Annotated in this window: 14 protein-coding genes; 4 read left to right on the top strand and 10 right to left on the bottom strand. The window is 33.6% G+C overall.

Annotated features, from left to right (window positions below; all coding sequences use genetic code 11):
* Positions 1 to 19: 19 nt before the first annotated feature.
* The gene (locus OZP11_RS16230) at positions 20 to 841 is read right to left on the bottom strand and encodes a hypothetical protein (protein WP_281231600.1); all 822 of its coding nucleotides are present in this window, start codon (positions 839 to 841) and stop codon (positions 20 to 22) included.
* A gap of 83 nt (positions 842 to 924) precedes the next feature.
* Positions 925 to 1476 (bottom strand): hypothetical protein, encoded by a 552-nt coding sequence (locus OZP11_RS16225; protein WP_281231599.1) that lies wholly within the window; start codon positions 1474 to 1476, stop codon positions 925 to 927.
* Positions 1477 to 1780: 304 nt separating this feature from the next.
* Here OZP11_RS16225 and OZP11_RS16220 point away from each other — a divergent pair, with 304 nt between their 5' ends.
* Positions 1781 to 3073, top strand: coding sequence for an aminopeptidase P family protein (locus OZP11_RS16220; RefSeq protein ID WP_281231598.1), 1293 nt, complete (start codon positions 1781 to 1783; stop codon positions 3071 to 3073).
* Between the two features lie 59 nt (positions 3074 to 3132).
* Here the strand turns inward: OZP11_RS16220 and OZP11_RS16215 are convergent, their stop codons facing one another.
* The 5 genes from OZP11_RS16215 to OZP11_RS16195 form a co-directional block, all read right to left on the bottom strand.
* A complete protein-coding gene (locus tag OZP11_RS16215) occupies positions 3133 to 3651 on the bottom strand; it encodes a ferritin (RefSeq protein WP_281231597.1) in 519 nt (172 codons plus the stop codon).
* An 87-nt stretch (positions 3652 to 3738) separates the two neighbouring features.
* Positions 3739 to 4095, bottom strand: coding sequence for a hypothetical protein (locus OZP11_RS16210; protein ID WP_281231596.1), 357 nt, complete (start codon positions 4093 to 4095; stop codon positions 3739 to 3741).
* A gap of 240 nt (positions 4096 to 4335) precedes the next feature.
* Complete coding sequence (locus tag OZP11_RS16205; RefSeq protein WP_281231595.1) at positions 4336 to 6192, bottom strand: RagB/SusD family nutrient uptake outer membrane protein; 1857 nt, start codon at positions 6190 to 6192, stop codon at positions 4336 to 4338.
* A gap of 1 nt (position 6193) precedes the next feature.
* Complete coding sequence (locus OZP11_RS16200) at positions 6194 to 9520, bottom strand: TonB-dependent receptor (protein ID WP_281231594.1); 3327 nt, start codon at positions 9518 to 9520, stop codon at positions 6194 to 6196.
* A 226-nt stretch (positions 9521 to 9746) separates the two neighbouring features.
* Positions 9747 to 10880 carry a FecR family protein gene (locus tag OZP11_RS16195; protein ID WP_281231593.1) on the bottom strand — a complete coding sequence of 378 codons (1134 nt, stop codon included), beginning with the start codon at positions 10878 to 10880 and terminating at the stop codon, positions 9747 to 9749.
* A gap of 165 nt (positions 10881 to 11045) precedes the next feature.
* On the opposite strand from OZP11_RS16195, the gene OZP11_RS16190 reads away from it, so the two are divergent.
* Together OZP11_RS16190 and OZP11_RS16185 are read left to right on the top strand one after the other, a co-directional pair.
* On the top strand, positions 11046 to 11588 hold the full coding sequence (locus tag OZP11_RS16190) for a sigma-70 family RNA polymerase sigma factor (RefSeq protein ID WP_281231592.1): 543 nt from the start codon (positions 11046 to 11048) through the stop codon (positions 11586 to 11588).
* Between the two features lie 28 nt (positions 11589 to 11616).
* Positions 11617 to 12393: an alpha/beta fold hydrolase gene (locus OZP11_RS16185; RefSeq protein WP_281231591.1), complete on the top strand. Its 777-nt coding sequence runs from the start codon at positions 11617 to 11619 to the stop codon at positions 12391 to 12393.
* A gap of 75 nt (positions 12394 to 12468) precedes the next feature.
* On the opposite strand, the gene OZP11_RS16180 is transcribed toward OZP11_RS16185, so the two are convergent.
* Both OZP11_RS16180 and OZP11_RS16175 read right to left on the bottom strand, forming a co-directional pair.
* Positions 12469 to 12843: a hypothetical protein gene (locus OZP11_RS16180; RefSeq protein ID WP_281231590.1), complete on the bottom strand. Its 375-nt coding sequence runs from the start codon at positions 12841 to 12843 to the stop codon at positions 12469 to 12471.
* A 27-nt stretch (positions 12844 to 12870) separates the two neighbouring features.
* A complete protein-coding gene (locus tag OZP11_RS16175; RefSeq protein WP_281231589.1) occupies positions 12871 to 13191 on the bottom strand; it encodes a roadblock/LC7 domain-containing protein in 321 nt (106 codons plus the stop codon).
* Between the two features lie 282 nt (positions 13192 to 13473).
* Between OZP11_RS16175 and OZP11_RS16170 the strand changes: the two genes are divergently transcribed.
* Positions 13474 to 13617: a hypothetical protein gene (locus OZP11_RS16170; RefSeq protein ID WP_281231588.1), complete on the top strand. Its 144-nt coding sequence runs from the start codon at positions 13474 to 13476 to the stop codon at positions 13615 to 13617.
* A 395-nt stretch (positions 13618 to 14012) separates the two neighbouring features.
* Here OZP11_RS16170 and OZP11_RS16165 read toward each other — a convergent pair whose 3' ends face one another.
* Positions 14013 to 16775, bottom strand: coding sequence for a PD-(D/E)XK nuclease family protein (locus OZP11_RS16165; protein WP_281231587.1), 2763 nt, complete (start codon positions 16773 to 16775; stop codon positions 14013 to 14015).
* Between the last annotated feature and the right edge of the window lie 8 nt (positions 16776 to 16783).

Raw genomic sequence — 16783 nt, 5'->3', positions numbered from 1 at the left:
TTTATGGAATTGGTTCTGTCTACTTATGAAAATATAGAAACCGCATCTCACTATTAACGTTTATACCGTTGTGTTTTGCAGGAATCCATTTTACGTGTTTTACAAAATTTTCTGCCTTAAGTTTAAAATATTCTTCAAATTTCTCATTTTGTGAATTTGCAAATGAGCAATCAGTTTCAATATCTGTTAATGTCCCATTTTTATTCAAAACAAAACTCACATTAGTACTTGAGAAATCTTTCTCATTTTTATAATAATACCCTTTAGGATAAATAAACTGTTTTGAAAAATCGTCGTCGGGTTTTTTAAAAAAATCATCGTAATTTTTCGTTCCGGGATATCTGGAGATTGTATCACATTCATCAAAAGGAAATACAAAATCGGGATTATTAATAACAAATTGTTTCTCTGCAATATTTCTCAGAGAATCAATAAATTTACTTCCATATTTCTTTTCAATTTCTTTATCCATTAAAGTTGAATAACAATTTCTTCTAAAGCCTTTCGGCATAGCAATACAGTAAGTTAGAGCAGAGTCCATTTGAATATTATATCTTGAAAGAATCTGCTTCATTTCCTTATTACTTCTATATCTTGTTGTCATTCCCATATAATAGAAATATACCAATTTCCCTCTTTTTATATCTTGTAAGGCTCTCTTCTCTTCGTTTAGGCAAGAGGTATCAATTACTTTTATATTTTTTCGTTCCCTGTTTTTAAAGAATTCGTCAACATTATAAACAATAAGAACATCATTATTGCTTTCATCCCTTTTGTCTTCGTTCTTTTTATTACAAGAAACCATTAAGATCAAGATTAGAATTACTTTAAAAAACTTCATATTTCTTCTTTTTAAAAGCTAACTTCATTTTTAAATAATTATTATTTGAATTAAAATGCATAATTAATTTTAAGTATGAGAATTTAAAGTTTCTTCAACCACATCACCCATTTATCCTGAAGAATTCTTAAATCTTCTTTAGTTGATTTCATTGAAACCGAACCAAAATTTTCTCCTGTTACTACTGTCAACAATCTATTTGCTCTGCCTGCAATTGTAAACAAATCATCATCCACAATAAATCCATGTCCGTATTTTTTTAAATCTCCACTTTCTATTCTTTCCAATATCATTAAATCGGCACTATTCACAAGACCAATTTCTTTTTTATTTGTTATTCGCTCAATTAATTGTAGAATTACATTTTGATAATTAAATGCTATCCAATATTCAGCATTAAATAAATATGAATACTCTGGATTATTGTCGATTTTGTCTAAAATAAATTCTACTGTATAATTTTTAATCTCTTCTTTGTTGCTTTTATAAACCCAATAAACTTCATTTTTTTGTTCATCAATTGCATTTTGGAATTTTTGAGAAATCTTTGGTTCTTTTGGAAATTTCAATTTTAAGACAGCTGTCTGTGAAAATGAAATATTTGAGATAAATAGAAAAATAAGAAGATTTTTCATTCCGCTTCTAGGTTTAGAATATTATCAGCCAAAATACAAAATCGTTTTAAAGATTATGAAATTTAAACCTGTAAAAATCTGCGTGAAACGAATCAACTTTTTTTTTAGAGTTTCGCGTGTGATTTCTCCTTACGTCGAAATGACAAACTTGTGTCAAATCTTTGCTCCCGATAGCTATCGGGATGCAGTTAAACTTAATACGAATCAAAACTCAAAACAAATAAGAAAACTTTAATAAATCAATTTCATGCTGTTTGGTTAAAAAACGTAATTTTGAAATTCGAAGTTCAAAAACGAAATAATTATGAAATATCATCAAATAAACAGCGCTCTTTTTGTAAAAAACCGCAGAAAATTCATGGCCGAAATGAAACCTAATTCGGTTGCCGTGTTCAATTCAAATGACATTTACCCAATTAGTGCCGACAGTACGCTGCCGTTTGCACAACACAGAGATATTTTTTATCTAAGTGGTGTAGATCAGGAAGAAAGTGTTTTGCTTTTATTTCCGGATGCGCCTTACGAAAGCCAGAGAGAAATTCTTTTTTTGAGAGAAACCAACGATCATATCGCGGTTTGGGAAGGTGAAAAACTGACTAAAGAACGTGCTTTTCAGGTTTCGGGAATCAGAACTGTTTATTGGTTACAGGATTTTCATAAAGTTTTGAACGAAATGATGACGTATGCCGATACGATGTACATTAATACCAACGAACATTACCGCGCATCTGTAGAAACAGAAACCCGCGAAGCTCGTTTTGTAAAATGGTGGAAAGAACGTTATCCGGCTCACAATGTTGCAAAAAGTAATCCAATCCTGCAAAGACTTCGTTCTGTAAAAGAAAGCGAAGAAATCGACCTTATTCAGCACGCCTGTGATATTACCGAGAAAGGTTTCCGCAGATTATTAGGATTCGTAAAACCAAATGTTACAGAATATGAAGTTGAAGCCGAACTGGCGCACGAATTTATTCGTAACCGTTCTAAAGGTTTTGCTTATACACCAATTATCGCTTCGGGAAACAATGCGAATGTTTTGCATTATATCGAAAACAATCAGCAATGTAAAGAAGGTGATTTATTATTACTTGACGTTGCTGCCGAATATGCCAATTATTCAAGCGACATGACAAGAACAATTCCGGTTTCGGGACGTTTTACAGATCGTCAAAAAGCGGTTTACAATGCTGTTTTAAGAGTTAAAAACGAAGCTACAAAAATGCTTACTCCGGGAACACTTTGGAAACAATACCATATTGAAGTGGGTAAAATCATGACTTCGGAATTACTTGGTTTAGGTTTATTAGACAAAGCCGATGTTCAGAACGAAAATCCGGAATGGCCGGCTTACAAAAAATATTTCATGCACGGAACTTCTCACCACATGGGACTTGACACGCACGATTACGGATTGCTTCACGAACCAATGAAACCAAACATGGTTTTTACGGTTGAGCCGGGAATTTATATTCCGGGAGAAAAATTCGGAATCCGTTTAGAAGACAACGTTGTGGTTCAGGAAAAAGGAGAACCTTTCAATTTAATGCGCAACATTCCGGTTGAAGCAGATGAAATTGAAACTTTGATGAATGAGTAAAATAGAAAAAGCCCTTAATAATCTGGATTATTAAGGGCTTTAATTTTTATAATCGGTTATTATCCGATTTTTGAAATCTGAACATCCAATTGGAATTTACCGTCAGCTTCGTTTCCGTTAATTAGTTCGAAAAGTTCTAATGCTCTTCTTGCATTTTTCTCTTCTTCTCTTTGCTCAGCTACATACCACATCATAAAATCTTCTGTAGCATAATCATTTTCAGCTCTACATTTAGCGATTACTTTATTGATTGCCTGAGTAACTGCAATTTCGTTTTGTAAAGCAATTTCGAATACTTCTCTAAAAGAAGCAAACTCCTGCTGTACTTCAGGAACCGATGGCGTAATAGCAATCCCTCCCATATCTGTAATGAATTTGAAGATTTTTAGAAAATGCTCTCTTTCTTCTTCTGCCTGCTTATACAAATATCCTGCTGTATTTGCATAACCATTTCTATCAAGCCATGCAGCCATAGCTAAATATTTGTTAGAAGCATCACTTTCTAATTTCGCCTGTAAATTCAATATATTTTCTACGCCTTCAGTTAATGACGTGCTTGTTCTTAGTAAATCTTTCATAACAGTAATTTTTAGAATGTAAAATTACAAAAACTTAAGAAAGCAGCCCTAAATGTCTGAAAATTTGGATTTAATCTAAGTAAGAATCTAAATAAGTGTTACGTTTCCAATATTACAAAGCATAGAATGTAAGTTGAGAGTAAATTTAGTTCCGTTTAATAATTCTCTCAGCTGCACTATTTCGCAGATGGTAAGATTTCTGGAAAAATTTCTTTTTGTGGTTTCAATCAGCTGTGCATCTGACTTATCAGATAAGTCATAAAGCATATTAAGAATATCAACGTTATTGACTTTTCTTTGAAAAATCAAAAAATCCTGAATTTTATAACTTGACACTGTATCAACAAAATTGATAACGATACTATTGGTCAAATCACATTGATAACTGTATCCTTTTTCGGTTTCAAATAATACTGTGGTGGTTAAATCACTAACTAAAGCCATTCTAATAAAATTATAACGGTGCAAAAATATAGAATTTCAAGCAATTAAACACGTAATTAAGACTAATTTAAAATAACAAATTCATTTTTTATTTTTTAATCTCTTCTGAAGAACAAAAACTCTAGTAATCTTAAGTATGATCGATTGATTTTAAAAGCAAATCTATTTAAAGCAGACACACGAAATAGATTAGTAAAGGCAGATCTTTCGACCTGCCTTTGATGACTAACCAAAAAAGAATTAATATCCATTAGTACCAAATTCTTTGGCATTTGAAATTGCATCCAAAAATGATCTCGGAATTGGCCTTACGATATGTTTCTCGTTAATAAAATTAGCTCCTGCAATAGGATTTGTTTGATCTAAGTAGGTTTTATTCAGCTTTCCGGTACGTTTAAGATCCGTCCATCGTGTGTGCTCGCCAGATAACTCCCTTGCTCTTTCTTTCAAAATAAAATCGATATTCATATCTCCGCTCGTCGCTAACATTTCATTTTCTCTCGAAGTTATGGCCGCTCTTTTTCTTAAAGTATTTACATAAACCAGAGCTTTAGCCTGATTGTCGCTTAAAATAGCGGCTTCTGCTGCAACCAGATAAATTTCGCCCAAACGAATAATAGGAATATCGCCTAACCAATACTGATTGCTCTGGCAATACAATGCGGCAGAGAATTTTCGCATGGCCGGAAACATATTAATTAAATTTGGATCGTTTGGATACATTGCCGGATCTTTATATTTATTCGTTCCGGGTTCGAAAACATCACTTGGATCAGCAACAAGCACTGGCATTTTACTTTTAACAACCGGATCAATATTCCAGTTAGGAGTAAAGACAGCCAGACCTTCATCATTATTCATATTAATCTGCTCTTCTATTCTTTGAGAATAAAAGTTAACCGATGGAAGTGCCTGAGCTAATGTGTTTTTAATGGTGTAACCCACTACCGAAGCGTCTTTTTTGTAAGCATCTGCCATAGCTTGTGTAATTGTTTTATTGGCCGCCGCATAAAATTTAAACGTAAATGTTTCTGCAAAACGTGTATCTGCCGGCGATGGTACCGGAGAAAATACTTCTGTCAATAAATATTTACTTGGTTTCAGCATACGGCTGTTGGCTCTTCCGTACAGGATACTGGTTGCCCCGGCTCCCCACTCGGCTCCTCTTGTTGCTAAATCCGGTAAATAATATTGTCTTGTTCTTCCTCTGTTAAATCCCTCGGGGTTAAGACCTCCGGGATCAATTCCCTGTGTAAACAAAAATTCTGTGTTTTTCTTATTATTGCTGCCGTCCCACAGTTTTTTAAATCCCGATGAAGTATTATCGCTCAAATATAAAGCTGTATTGTATTTTGCCGCATTATTAATTAATTCTTCGGCAGTATCCAAAGCTAGTTTAGAATACTGTGCAGCATCGCCTAATCTTGTTCTTTGCAAATATACTTTTGCCAGTAAACCGTAAGCGGCTTTTTTAGCCACTCGGCCTTGTAAAGTCTGCTGAACAGGAAGATGTGTACAGGCAAATTTTAAATCTCCGATAATTAAATCATAGAATTCTTTTTCAGAACTGCGAACCGGCGCATTGTCTGCTCCTTCAATAATTGATGATTCTGTTCTTAAAACTACACCTCCAAATTGCTCTACTAAAACAAAATTGCAAAATGCTCTCAGGAAATATGCTTCTGCCAATACCGCATTCATTTCGTCTTCAGAAGAATAGCCTTTCACATCTTTTGAGTAATAAATAGCCGTGTTACAAAGATTTATAGTCGCATACGAAGTTCCCCAGATTACTTTAATATTTCCGTCGTCCGGATTTAGCTGGCTTGCATATTGCGCATAACCAATTCCGCTCGTGCCAATATTTTCCCATGAATCAGTTCCTGCTTCTGTTGGCGCAATGTAATCGACTTTTCCGTGCAAATAATACAGATTCTCATAGCAACTATTAATCAACCCTTCAAATCCGGCTCTTTCACCGTATGATTTATCCAAAGAAACAGTGGTTAAATTCTTTTCATCTAAACTGCATGACTGAATTAAACCAACCAGAAAAAACGCTGCGATTACTATTTTTAATTTTATATACTTTTTCATATTACAATGATAAATTAAGACCGAAAATAACTTGTTTAAATAATGGGAAAGAATCTGACCCTCCGTTTTCCGGATCAACATCTTTTAATAAATGGCTGCGGCTAAAAACAAAAGGATTGTAAGCTGTTGCATACAGCCTTAAAGAATTCAGGCCGCTTTTTTTAAGAAAATCTTCCGGCATAGAGTAGCCAATCGTAATATTTTTGATTTTGATATAAGATGCATCTACCAATTCTAATGCCGACTGAAATTGCGTATTGAAAGTTCCTCCGGGTCTCGGAAAATCGTTTGTAGGGTTATCTTGTGTCCAGTAATCGTATGTAGACGGCTGTGCTTCTTTGTTCCAATATCCAAGTACCTGCGCACGCATCATACCGCCGTATCTTCCGTTTACAAATACCGTAAAATCAAAATTTTTATATTTTAAGGTGTTTTGTAATCCAAAAAAATAGTCCGGAACATTGTTACCAACAATCATTCTGTCTTTTGTAGAATAAACATGCACACCATTATCAGATACTCCGTTGGCATCAAATTGCTCTACAGTCTGCAGTTTAATATCTCCCGGTTTCGCTCCGTACAAGGCCGCTTCTGCTTCTTGTCCTAATTGCCAGATTCCTATTTTTTTATAATCATAAAACACCCCTCCTGCTGCAGGAGTTTGTCCGATGAAAAGACCTTCAGAAATTAACTGGCTGACACTTAAATTCCCCAAATCAATATTTGTAAGCTTTTCTTTTGCGTGGGTATACGTAAATGAAGTGCTCCATTTGAAGTTTTCAGTTTCGATATTTTTAGTATTTATAGCCAATTCGAATCCTTCATTTTTAGAAGCCGCAATATTAGACGTCTTTTTATAAGGTGTTTTAGCATCATAACCTCCTGAACTAGTAGGCAGACGGCGATCCCACAAAATACCATCTGTATTGGTCCAGTAGTATTCGGCCACAAGATCTATTTTATTACGCAATACAGAAACATCTAAACCTAAATTCGTATTTGTAGAGCGTTCCCATGTTAAATCTGGATTTGAAATATGCTCAGTAGGAACATACAAAGGCAAAACTGTACCACCGCCAAGAGAAAGATTGCTGGTTTTGGTCGATGTACGTGTTAAACTAGAATACGGGTCAATATTTGCCGATCCTGAAACACCATAACCAAGTCTTAGTTTTAGATTATTAAGCCATGAACTTGTTCCCTGCATAAAACCTTCATCGCTGATGCGCCAGGCTACCGATGCCGAAGGGAAAGAGGACCATTTGTTACCCTCTGCCAAGGGAGAAACTCCGTCCCATCTATTGGTTAATTGAAAAAGATACTTCCCTTTAAAACTATAGTTAAGACGTCCAGCAAATGACATTCTGTTAAACTGGCTGTAGGTATTCATTCTCGTAGTAAGATTTTTTACAGCGCCCATATTGTAGAACAAGAAATCATCGTAATCTAAACCATTCCCTCCCATATAAGATCCTTCTTCTCTGCTATCTGCCCAGGAAGTGATTCCTGTTGCAGTAAACTCATGATCTTTTCCAAGTTTAAAATTGTAATTCAATATATTTTCCCAAATATAACTGTAAGCCAGTTCTATGTTGTAAGTTGCCTCACTTGCCGTTCTTCCTTCTGTCAGTAAATTGTATGAATTTTTATTTTGAAAAGTACCGGCTCTGTTTCCAGAAAATTTAGTTCCCAGATTAGATCTCAGTTTAAAATTTTTGGCAAATTCAAATTCAAGATAAGGGTTAAATTGCACATTATAACCTATAGTTTCATCTGCAAAAGCCCCTGGATAATTATTTGCCAGAATGCTAATGTTATTAGGATCTCCTTCTAACGGATAAAGATTTACAACTCCATCTTCATCAAATGGCACTCCTAACGGGTAAACGCTGTAGGCTTTGTTAATTCTGCTATTTGTTGTGCTTCCTTTGCTATAATTTAAAATCAATTGAAAACCAGTCTTGAATTTATCGCTGAATTTAAGATCAATTCCTCCTCTCGAGTTAAATTTGTTCATTTTATCATTTTGATAAATCCCTTCTTCTCCCACATATCCTAAAGAAAAATAACCCTGAACTTTTTCTGATCCTCCTCTCATAAAAAGATTATGATTTTGCTGTATTCCGACCTGCAGACTTTCATCAATCCAATTTACATATTGCCCTTTTTCGATTGCTGCAACTGCCGATGCGTTCAAACCTAAATCGGTTAAATTTGTTGCTTCGTAGCCGTTGTCCAGATAAAATCTGTCTTTTTTATAATTCAGCCATCTCTCTCCAGTAAGCGGAGCCGGAAAAGAGGAGAAACCATTTAATCCAAAATAGCTGTTAAAATCTATTTGTGTCTTTCCTGCTTTTGCCTTTTTAGTCGTAACTATAATAACTCCGTTAGCTCCTGAAGAACCGTATATTGCTGTAGACGAAGCGTCTTTTAAAACATCAATACTCTCAATATCATTTGTATTTAAATTATCAATACTCGAAGGAATTCCGTCAACAATATACAACGGGTCCTGACTTGCTGTTAAAGATCTGTTTCCTCTTACTAATACCTTTGGAGAAGTGCCTGCTTTTCCAGATCCACGCTGAATATCCATACCTGAAACTCTTCCTTGAAGGGCCTCCATTGGACTAGCCACAGGACTCAAAAGAATATCTGATGATTTAACTGTTGCCACAGCTCCTGTCAAGTCTTTTTTCTTTACAGATCCGTAACCCACCACTATAACTTCGTTTAATGCCGAATTTTGTTCGCTTAGAATTACACTTAAAGACTTACTCTGACCAACTGTTACCTCTTTATTCTCAAATCCGATAAAGGAAAAAACCAATACACTGCTTGATCCGCTTACGCGAATGGCAAACTTTCCGTCTAAGTCGGTCGACACACCATTTTTTGTTCCTTTTTCGTTAACATTAGCTCCGGGAACAGGCATGTTTTGGGAGTCCGTCACTACCCCTGTAATTTCTATACCTTGTTCTACTGCTAATTTTTCAGCAGAATGTTTTTCTGTTAAATTTATCTGTTGTTTTTTCCTGACCAATATAATCTGGCGGTCATTTATACTATAAGAGATATCGGTATTCTTAAATACTTCTTCCAGTATTTCAGCTATTCCTTTTTTCTTAACATTAATGGTTACTTTTCTATTTAAGTCAATTGCACTGCTTTCAAAAAGAAACCTGTATTGAGAAACAGATTCTACTTTGTTAAACAGCTTTTCGACAGGAACATTATTTAAGTTTAATGTCAGCTTTGTATTTTGCGAATAGACACCAGCTTGAATTTTCATCAAAGAAAGCATCAAAAAAAATGTAGTTAATTTCATTCTAAGACTAATTTTAGGCATATAGCGGCCAGGCCAATTCCTCTTAATTATTTTTTTCATAATTTTGGATTGATTTTAAATGATTTAATTTCGATACGTCGTTTAAAACACAATACTAAATCGGGAAATACTCGTCCTATTTTCCGATTTTCTTTCTTGTATTTCTCAAAAAGAATTACATTATCACTTCATAAAAAAATTGGTTTTTAGTTGGTTAGTAAATTAGTTAGTTAATTTTTATAAGCCTTCCTTCTTTCTTATAAGTAAAGCCTTGAATCTTACTCATTGTTTCTAATACCTTTTCTATGCTTTCAATATTTTTATTGAAACTGGCATTAAATTTTTTATCTAAAATATCTTTCCTGTTATTTTCAATTGTAACGTCATAAGTTCTCTCCAGTTTTATGATGATGTCTCTAAAAGCTGTTTTTCTAAAAACAATTTCGCCATTTACCCACTCTGTATAAAAACGAGTATCGACTTTATCTACAGCTATTTCTGCATTTTTATTATTCCAGGTTCCTTTTTCACCGGGAACCAGTATTGCTTTTTGATTCACCTTGTCAGATAAACTAACCGAACCTTCAACCAGCACGGTATAAATATCTAAATCTTCTTTATATGAACTCACATTAAACTTTGTTCCTAAAACCTTCACATCTACCCCTCTTGTTTTTACAATAAACGGATGAGCTTTATCTTTTGCAACATCAAAAAAAGCTTCGCCCTCTAAGACAACTTCTCTGCTGTGTCCTTTAACAAATTGAACCGGATATTTTAATGAAGATCCCGCATTAATATTTACAACAGTCCCGTCAGACAGCGTTACTTTAAAAGTTTTGCCATTGGGAATTTTAATTTCGTTGTAAACCAATTTACCTCTCAAATTATCCGACTGATAATTAATTGTGTTATCCTTTTGAGAAGCAACCACTTCTCCGTCTTTTTTTATTATTTGCTGTTCTCCTTCAGCATTTAAAACCTGAATATCTCCATTTTCTAAAATCAGCTGAATTGCATCAGAAGGTATTTTTGCTTCATTGTGTCTATCATTTTTGTATTGAAAAAGATAAACCAAACTCAAAAGGCACAAAAAGACCGCTGCATACTGAAAAATACTTTTCCAATTTACCAGAATTGATTTTTCATCACTATTTAATTTCTCCTGCAATTCTTCCCAATTTTCATCAACATCCACAGATTCTGCATACAGCAGTGCTTCTTCGAGCAGGCCGCTGTTCTGGAGGTTTTTTATTAATTCCTGATCTTCAGGAGGTAATGATGCTATTTTAGAAACATCAAAAGTTCCATCGGACGTTATTTCCTTTAGAACATTAATCAATTTTGTGTTTGGAATCATTGTTTTTTATATAGTGGTTTTTATTATGTTGGGAAAACTTTTTTTTAGGGTGACAACAAATCAATATATTTTGATTTTTTTTACACATTATGAAAAAAAATTAAGTTTTTATTTTACATTTGACACTATACAATCCATTACAAAACAATAAATGTTATTTTTTAGATGGTAAATCATAAAGATTTAAAAATATTTGAAGCCTTATACAAAGAGCATTTTGTGTTTTTTTCTTTGACTGCCTTTAGCATAGTCAAGGACAAACACACAGCGAAAGATATTGTTCAGGATTTTTTTATTTATTTATGGGAAAAAGAAGAAGCCATAAACTTTACCGTTTCATTTAAAGCTTACGGAGCAAAAGCAGTAAAAAATTTAAGCCTTCAATATGTAGAAAAAAACAAAACCATCAGTTTACAAACCAAAAAAATAGCTGTTCCAAAAGCCGAAGAACAAATTGCATTTGAAAACATCGAAGAAAACAAAAAGCCTAAAATTCAGACTTTAGTCGAAAAGATTCCGCAGGCCAGAAGAGAAATTTTTATATCCCATGTTGTTGAAGGATTAAGCTATGCCGAAATTGCAGAAAACCAGAATATCTCAATAAACACGGTAAAAACTCAAATGAAAAGAGCGTATGCATCCTTGAGAGAATCTCAAAAAAGCTCCTTCTTAAATTTTATCTTATATTTCATCTGGCTGATAAAATAGCGTATTTTTGTTATTTAAATTTTCCATTTTGAATCAAGTACTTTACAAAAACACCAAAATATCTTTTACCGATTCTGGTGAAGGAACAGCAATCGTATTACTGCACGGTTTTTTAGAAAACAAAAAAATGTGGACAGACTATGTTGATTTATTTTCAAAAAAATACCGTGTTATTACCGTCGATTTATTAGGTCATGGCGAATCAGATTCTCTGGGTTATGTTCATGAAATGGAAGACAATGCCAAAGCAGTTAACAAAGTTCTGGAAAACTTAAATATCGAAAAAGCAATCATTCTGGGGCATTCAATGGGCGGTTATGTTGGTTTGGCTTTCGCCGAATTATTCCCGAAGAAAATCCAAAAACTGGTTCTGCTCAATTCTACTTCTAAAGAAGACAGTGAAGAGAAAAAAACAAACAGAACAAGAGCCATAAAGGCTGTCAAACAGAATTATACAAACTTCGTGAGTCTTGCTATTGGCAATTTGTTCAGCGAAAACAACAGAACACGTTTAGCCTCAGAAATTGAAAAAGCAAAAGCCGAAGCCTTAAAAACACCTTTACAGGGAATTATAGCCTCGCTGGAAGGAATGAAAATAAGAAAAGACAGAGAAGAACTGCTGCGCAAAGATTTATTTCCTGTACTTTTAATTTTAGGCAAAAAAGATACGGTTTTAAACTACGAAGAAAGTCTGCCGCAAATTAAAGGGACTTCCGTTCAATTAGCTTCTTTTGATGACGGCCATATGAGCCAGATCGAAAACAAAGAAGAACTAAAAGCCGTATTATTAGAATTCTTCAAATAAAAAGATAATTCATAAAAGCAGAAAAGGCCATTCCGCATAAGTGGAACAGCCTTTTCTTCATTTTGGGGGCAAAAATTATAGTTTCGTAATAATGTCTTTTTTGAATTTAGACAAAGTAGCTCTTGTTAATCCAAGATTTGCTTTATTACTGTCAACTGCTAAATAAATAAAGTATTTTCCATCTTCAGAAACATCTAAAATATGTATTTGATCTGTCAATGTAATTAAAATATCGTTGATTTTTTGAGTTAATCCCAAAGCTTTAATAGCGTTTAATTTTGCTTTTACAACTTCTAAATTATAAGCAGAAGCTAGTTCCGGGTCAAAATCCGGATTTACAGAAAGCGAACAGTAAGACATTCCTGTCTCAACTTCAGTTACTGAAACCGCAATAAATCCGCTAACATTCTCTCTTAAATCATTTTGAAAATTCTGTAAAAAATCTGACATGTTTTATATATAAAATTTGGTTTAAAATTAATTATTAAAAATCGTATCCATTTTTCTAAGCAAAAGTCCCATTTTGCTAATATCTTTAGAAAGAAGCGCCACACAGTTATCATCCTGATCTTTGTTTGCCACCACAATTCCGTCGTTGTTTTTGATCATTACCTGCTTCAAATCTCCATTATTAACATCTTCTGACATTTCAAGACACATTTTCAAAATCATCCCAATCATTGCAGCCACGTTTCCATCGTATTCTAAATTAACAGATTCCATTAAAATTCCGTCAATATTAAAAGTAATTCCCGACTCTGCCCCTGTTTCTTCTACCAGCGTATTTAAATCAACCATATACATTAATTTTATTCTAAAAGATCAAAGTTATTTGTAAAAAATAAAAATGATCCCTAAACACTTGTTAAAAAAAACTCAAGACACAACTAGCTGAATCACTTTTATTTATAGTACAATTAATCCCGTTTTTTAAAAGAAAATATTTAAAAAAATTTAACAGAAAAAAGATATATTATCAAAATTCAAACATTTTGATCCATAAAACTCAATATTTAAATTAACATTTGCCATTCCCTTATTTTGCTGGATGTTTTTCGTAAATTTGCAAAAAATTTTCCGATGAAAACAGTTGATGAATTACGCTTTGACTTAAATGTAAAGCTGATGAAGTTTAGAAGATTTCGATTTGAAAACGGACCAATTAACAATCCGAATTCTCCGGAACAAGTTAAAAAAGGCTTCTTCAAAAAAATATTTAGTTAAAAACCACTTACAAAAAGGTGCAATAATTATAGATTAATTATTGCACCTTTTTCCTTTATGTTATGCCAATTATATTTTTATCTGTAAATAGATTCTTTCCAAATCAGGATTACAATTTTAACAGATAACTTATTTTATATTCTCTACAAGATTTTTCAATTATTCAGATAAAATTTCAAGAGTCAGTTAAATCGGTAAGTCGTAAAAATATTCAATGTAACATTCCCTTTTTTCAATCTAAAAAATCCTTTCTGCTATTGCAGAGCTTCATTTCCCATTAAACAAACAGGTAATTTTTTAATCTGAAACAGATTGAATACTCCAATTTAAACTAAAAAAAGTGCTGTTTTGTTTATCGGTGAAAAAATTACCGCTTTTTAAAAAGCAGATCCCGGTTAGATTTTTTCTTCAAATGGAATTTCAGGATTGAATATTTCACTTAAAAGCAAGACAATTTCTTCCAGATAACTTTTCAGAATTACCTTACTTACAATAACTTCCATGTCTTTTTCTTCTTTAAAACCAAAAGGAAGAAATCCTGACTTAAGATTTTTAAACGAAATAATTCCAACTTCAACAGGTACATCTCCTGCTTCATTTTCGAACATATAAGCATAAGCTAAAACCTGAATTATTTTGTCGTTTTTAAGCTCCTGAGTTAATCCGGTCCAGGATTTAAGAACTACGTTTGTTTTTTCGACTTTTCCGGTCTTATAATCGATAATTCTGATTCTGCCGTTTCTAAGTTCGATTCTGTCAACATTTCCTTTAATTAAAACCGGAAAAGGCAGACCGGGATGTTCGAGTTCTCTCTGGTAAGTCTGTTCCAATGCAATGATTTTAACAGCATCGCCGTTTTTCAAAGAATCCAGCTCCATTTTTAAAAAGTTAAAAACGTTACGTTTTGCAACTTCAAAAGCCAAAAGATTACGGCCTTTTTTAATTTCTCCTTCTTTGTAAACCAACCTGAATTGTTTCAAAACTTCATCATCGAGTAATTTGAAACAATTTAAAAGATCTGTTTCCGAAATAAACCTGCCAATAAAAGGCTCATATAAAGCTTTTAATGTTTCGTGAATAATCGTCCCGAGTGTATTCAAAGCAATATTTTCTTCTACTTCCTCTACTTCACGTATTCGGAGAATTTTTTGAAAATAAAAATCGATCGGGTTTCGGATATAACTCGTTAATGCCGATGGAGAAAATCCTGCAGCCGCTATTTCGCGCAGTCTTTCCAAAACAGCCTCCGATTTCGGAATCACCATAGGCTGATAAGCTGTTGCAGGCAAAACAGGATTATAAATATCAAAAGTGAGATTGTGATTTTTTTGTTTTTCAACTTCAAGCTGCGTTATAAAACGGCTTCGTTCCCCGGCATCAAGCCCGTCGTTTTCGGTGTTATAAACAAGGTAAATGTTTTTCGCCCTTTGCAGCAGATGATAAAAATGATAGGTATAAATAGCATCCTTCTCCTTGAAAGTCGGCAGTCCTAATTCTTTTTTAACATCATACGGAATAAATGAATTCTGAGATTTTCCTGCCGGAAATTTGCCTTCATTCATCGAAGTTACAATCACGGTTTCAAAATCAAGCACACGGCTTTCCAGAACCCCCATAATCTGAAGCCCCCGTAACGGTTCTCCTTCAAACGAAACTTCGGCCACATCTATGATTTGTTTATAAATCGCATGGAGTGTATTAATATTATCAATATGATTGTGCTGTGAATAATAATTAATGAGCTTGTTTATCACTTTAAAAACAGCATAAACAAAAGTCTTAGCTATTTTTTCTTCCTGATTATCATTGCTGAAATTTTCTTTTATTAAAAGTAAAAGCGCCGAAATAGTTTCAAGAACCGCGATCGATCCTTTGTCCCATTTCTGAAATAATAAAGAAAACATTCTGGAAGGATCCGGATTAAGCTCCAAAATCTTATTCAGTGTAATAAAAGTATAATTATTCTCTTTTATTATCCTCACCAGATGACTGCAGTTCGCATACGGCTCTACCAAAGGATGTGTCAGAATATCCAAAACATCTTTATAATAAAACACATAACTTTCTCCCGCACGTGAAAGCGCGTTGGTATGCATTTTAAAAAACTTCGCCACCAATATTTGAGAAGGGTTATTTTTTCCGGAATATCCCATCGTAATATTAAGTGCCCCAACCGAAGACGGAAGCGAATATAAAACAGGAATTAATAAATTTTCCTCTCCTAAAACAACCGCAACTTTATCCAGAGATTCTGCGGGATTTTCATTAATTAAATTTTCAATTATACTTCCAGCAAGTTTAGCCTGACCTATGGTTTTTGGCGTACCGATTACCTGAATATTTTTTGACTGCGAAAAATCATCTACAATCCACTCAAAAGGATGTGATTTATAATGTTTCCAGCTTTCTTTAAATCGGCGTACAAAAAGCCCCGCATCATGATAAGGGTCATTTAAAAATACCTGATCAGAATCCCAATAGATTTTAGCCTGATCCAATGCCAAAAGATGCTGCACAATTCTTTCCTCGGCTGCATTCAACGCATTAAATCCGGCAAAAATAAAATTCAGCCCCGAAATAGTATTCGAAAAATGATTCAGGTTATTTACGGCTTCCCTGTAAATTAATCCCTGATAACCAATTCCTTTATTCAGTAAATGCTCGTATAAGGAAGTATAATAAAGCGGAAGCAGTTTCCAGAAGTCGATATAATTTTCAAGAAGTTTTGTTTTGTTTTCTACTTCTATTCCCCATTTTTTTATATCCTCAATATCTTTCAGGTAAGATAAAACGTGATTTGGTTCAAGAAGATAGCGGTCAATTTCATTAAAATCCTGAAGCAGTGTTTTTGCCCAATTGGCAAATAATTCAAAAGTCTGCTGATGCTGTTTTTCTGTTACAGATAAATAAACTTCGTAAAACTCAAACAACAGTTCAATCGAATCTATAGATCGTATTGATGCAACATCCTGTACAAAGTCTTCAATACTTATAATGTTTGGAGAAATAATAGTTTTATTTGTTTCTTTTTTAAGCTCTTCAATTAAAAAAACCTTTGCTCTTTTATTTGGCAGAATGATCGTAGTTTCAGTAAGTTTCTCTGAATAATTTTCGATTACAACTTTTGCAATTTTCCCTAAAAAAGAATTATCTATCATTTGATAAA

Origin of the sequence: Flavobacterium gelatinilyticum (genome assembly GCF_027111295.1) — a bacterium.
GTDB lineage: Bacteria > Bacteroidota > Bacteroidia > Flavobacteriales > Flavobacteriaceae > Flavobacterium > Flavobacterium gelatinilyticum.
Note: the sequence above shows the minus strand (reverse complement) of the source record. Positions and strands in the feature narration are given on the sequence as shown.

Excerpts from the sequence above, each read along its gene's own strand:
- OZP11_RS16230 (WP_281231600.1), bottom strand. The coding sequence starts at position 841 with ATGAAGTTTTTTAAAGTAATTCTAATCTTGATCTTAATGGTTTCTTGT.
- OZP11_RS16225 (WP_281231599.1), bottom strand. The coding sequence starts at position 1,476 with ATGAAAAATCTTCTTATTTTTCTATTTATCTCAAATATTTCATTTTCA.
- OZP11_RS16220 (WP_281231598.1), top strand. The coding sequence starts at position 1,781 with ATGAAATATCATCAAATAAACAGCGCTCTTTTTGTAAAAAACCGCAGA.
- OZP11_RS16215 (WP_281231597.1), bottom strand. The coding sequence starts at position 3,651 with ATGAAAGATTTACTAAGAACAAGCACGTCATTAACTGAAGGCGTAGAA.
- OZP11_RS16210 (WP_281231596.1), bottom strand. The coding sequence starts at position 4,095 with ATGGCTTTAGTTAGTGATTTAACCACCACAGTATTATTTGAAACCGAA.
- OZP11_RS16205 (WP_281231595.1), bottom strand. The coding sequence starts at position 6,192 with ATGAAAAAGTATATAAAATTAAAAATAGTAATCGCAGCGTTTTTTCTG.
- OZP11_RS16200 (WP_281231594.1), bottom strand. The coding sequence starts at position 9,520 with ATGAAATTAACTACATTTTTTTTGATGCTTTCTTTGATGAAAATTCAA.
- OZP11_RS16195 (WP_281231593.1), bottom strand. The coding sequence starts at position 10,880 with ATGATTCCAAACACAAAATTGATTAATGTTCTAAAGGAAATAACGTCC.
- OZP11_RS16190 (WP_281231592.1), top strand. The coding sequence starts at position 11,046 with ATGGTAAATCATAAAGATTTAAAAATATTTGAAGCCTTATACAAAGAG.
- OZP11_RS16180 (WP_281231590.1), bottom strand. The coding sequence starts at position 12,843 with ATGTCAGATTTTTTACAGAATTTTCAAAATGATTTAAGAGAGAATGTT.
- OZP11_RS16175 (WP_281231589.1), bottom strand. The coding sequence starts at position 13,191 with ATGGTTGATTTAAATACGCTGGTAGAAGAAACAGGGGCAGAGTCGGGA.
- OZP11_RS16170 (WP_281231588.1), top strand. The coding sequence starts at position 13,474 with ATGAAAACAGTTGATGAATTACGCTTTGACTTAAATGTAAAGCTGATG.
- OZP11_RS16165 (WP_281231587.1), bottom strand. The coding sequence starts at position 16,775 with ATGATAGATAATTCTTTTTTAGGGAAAATTGCAAAAGTTGTAATCGAA.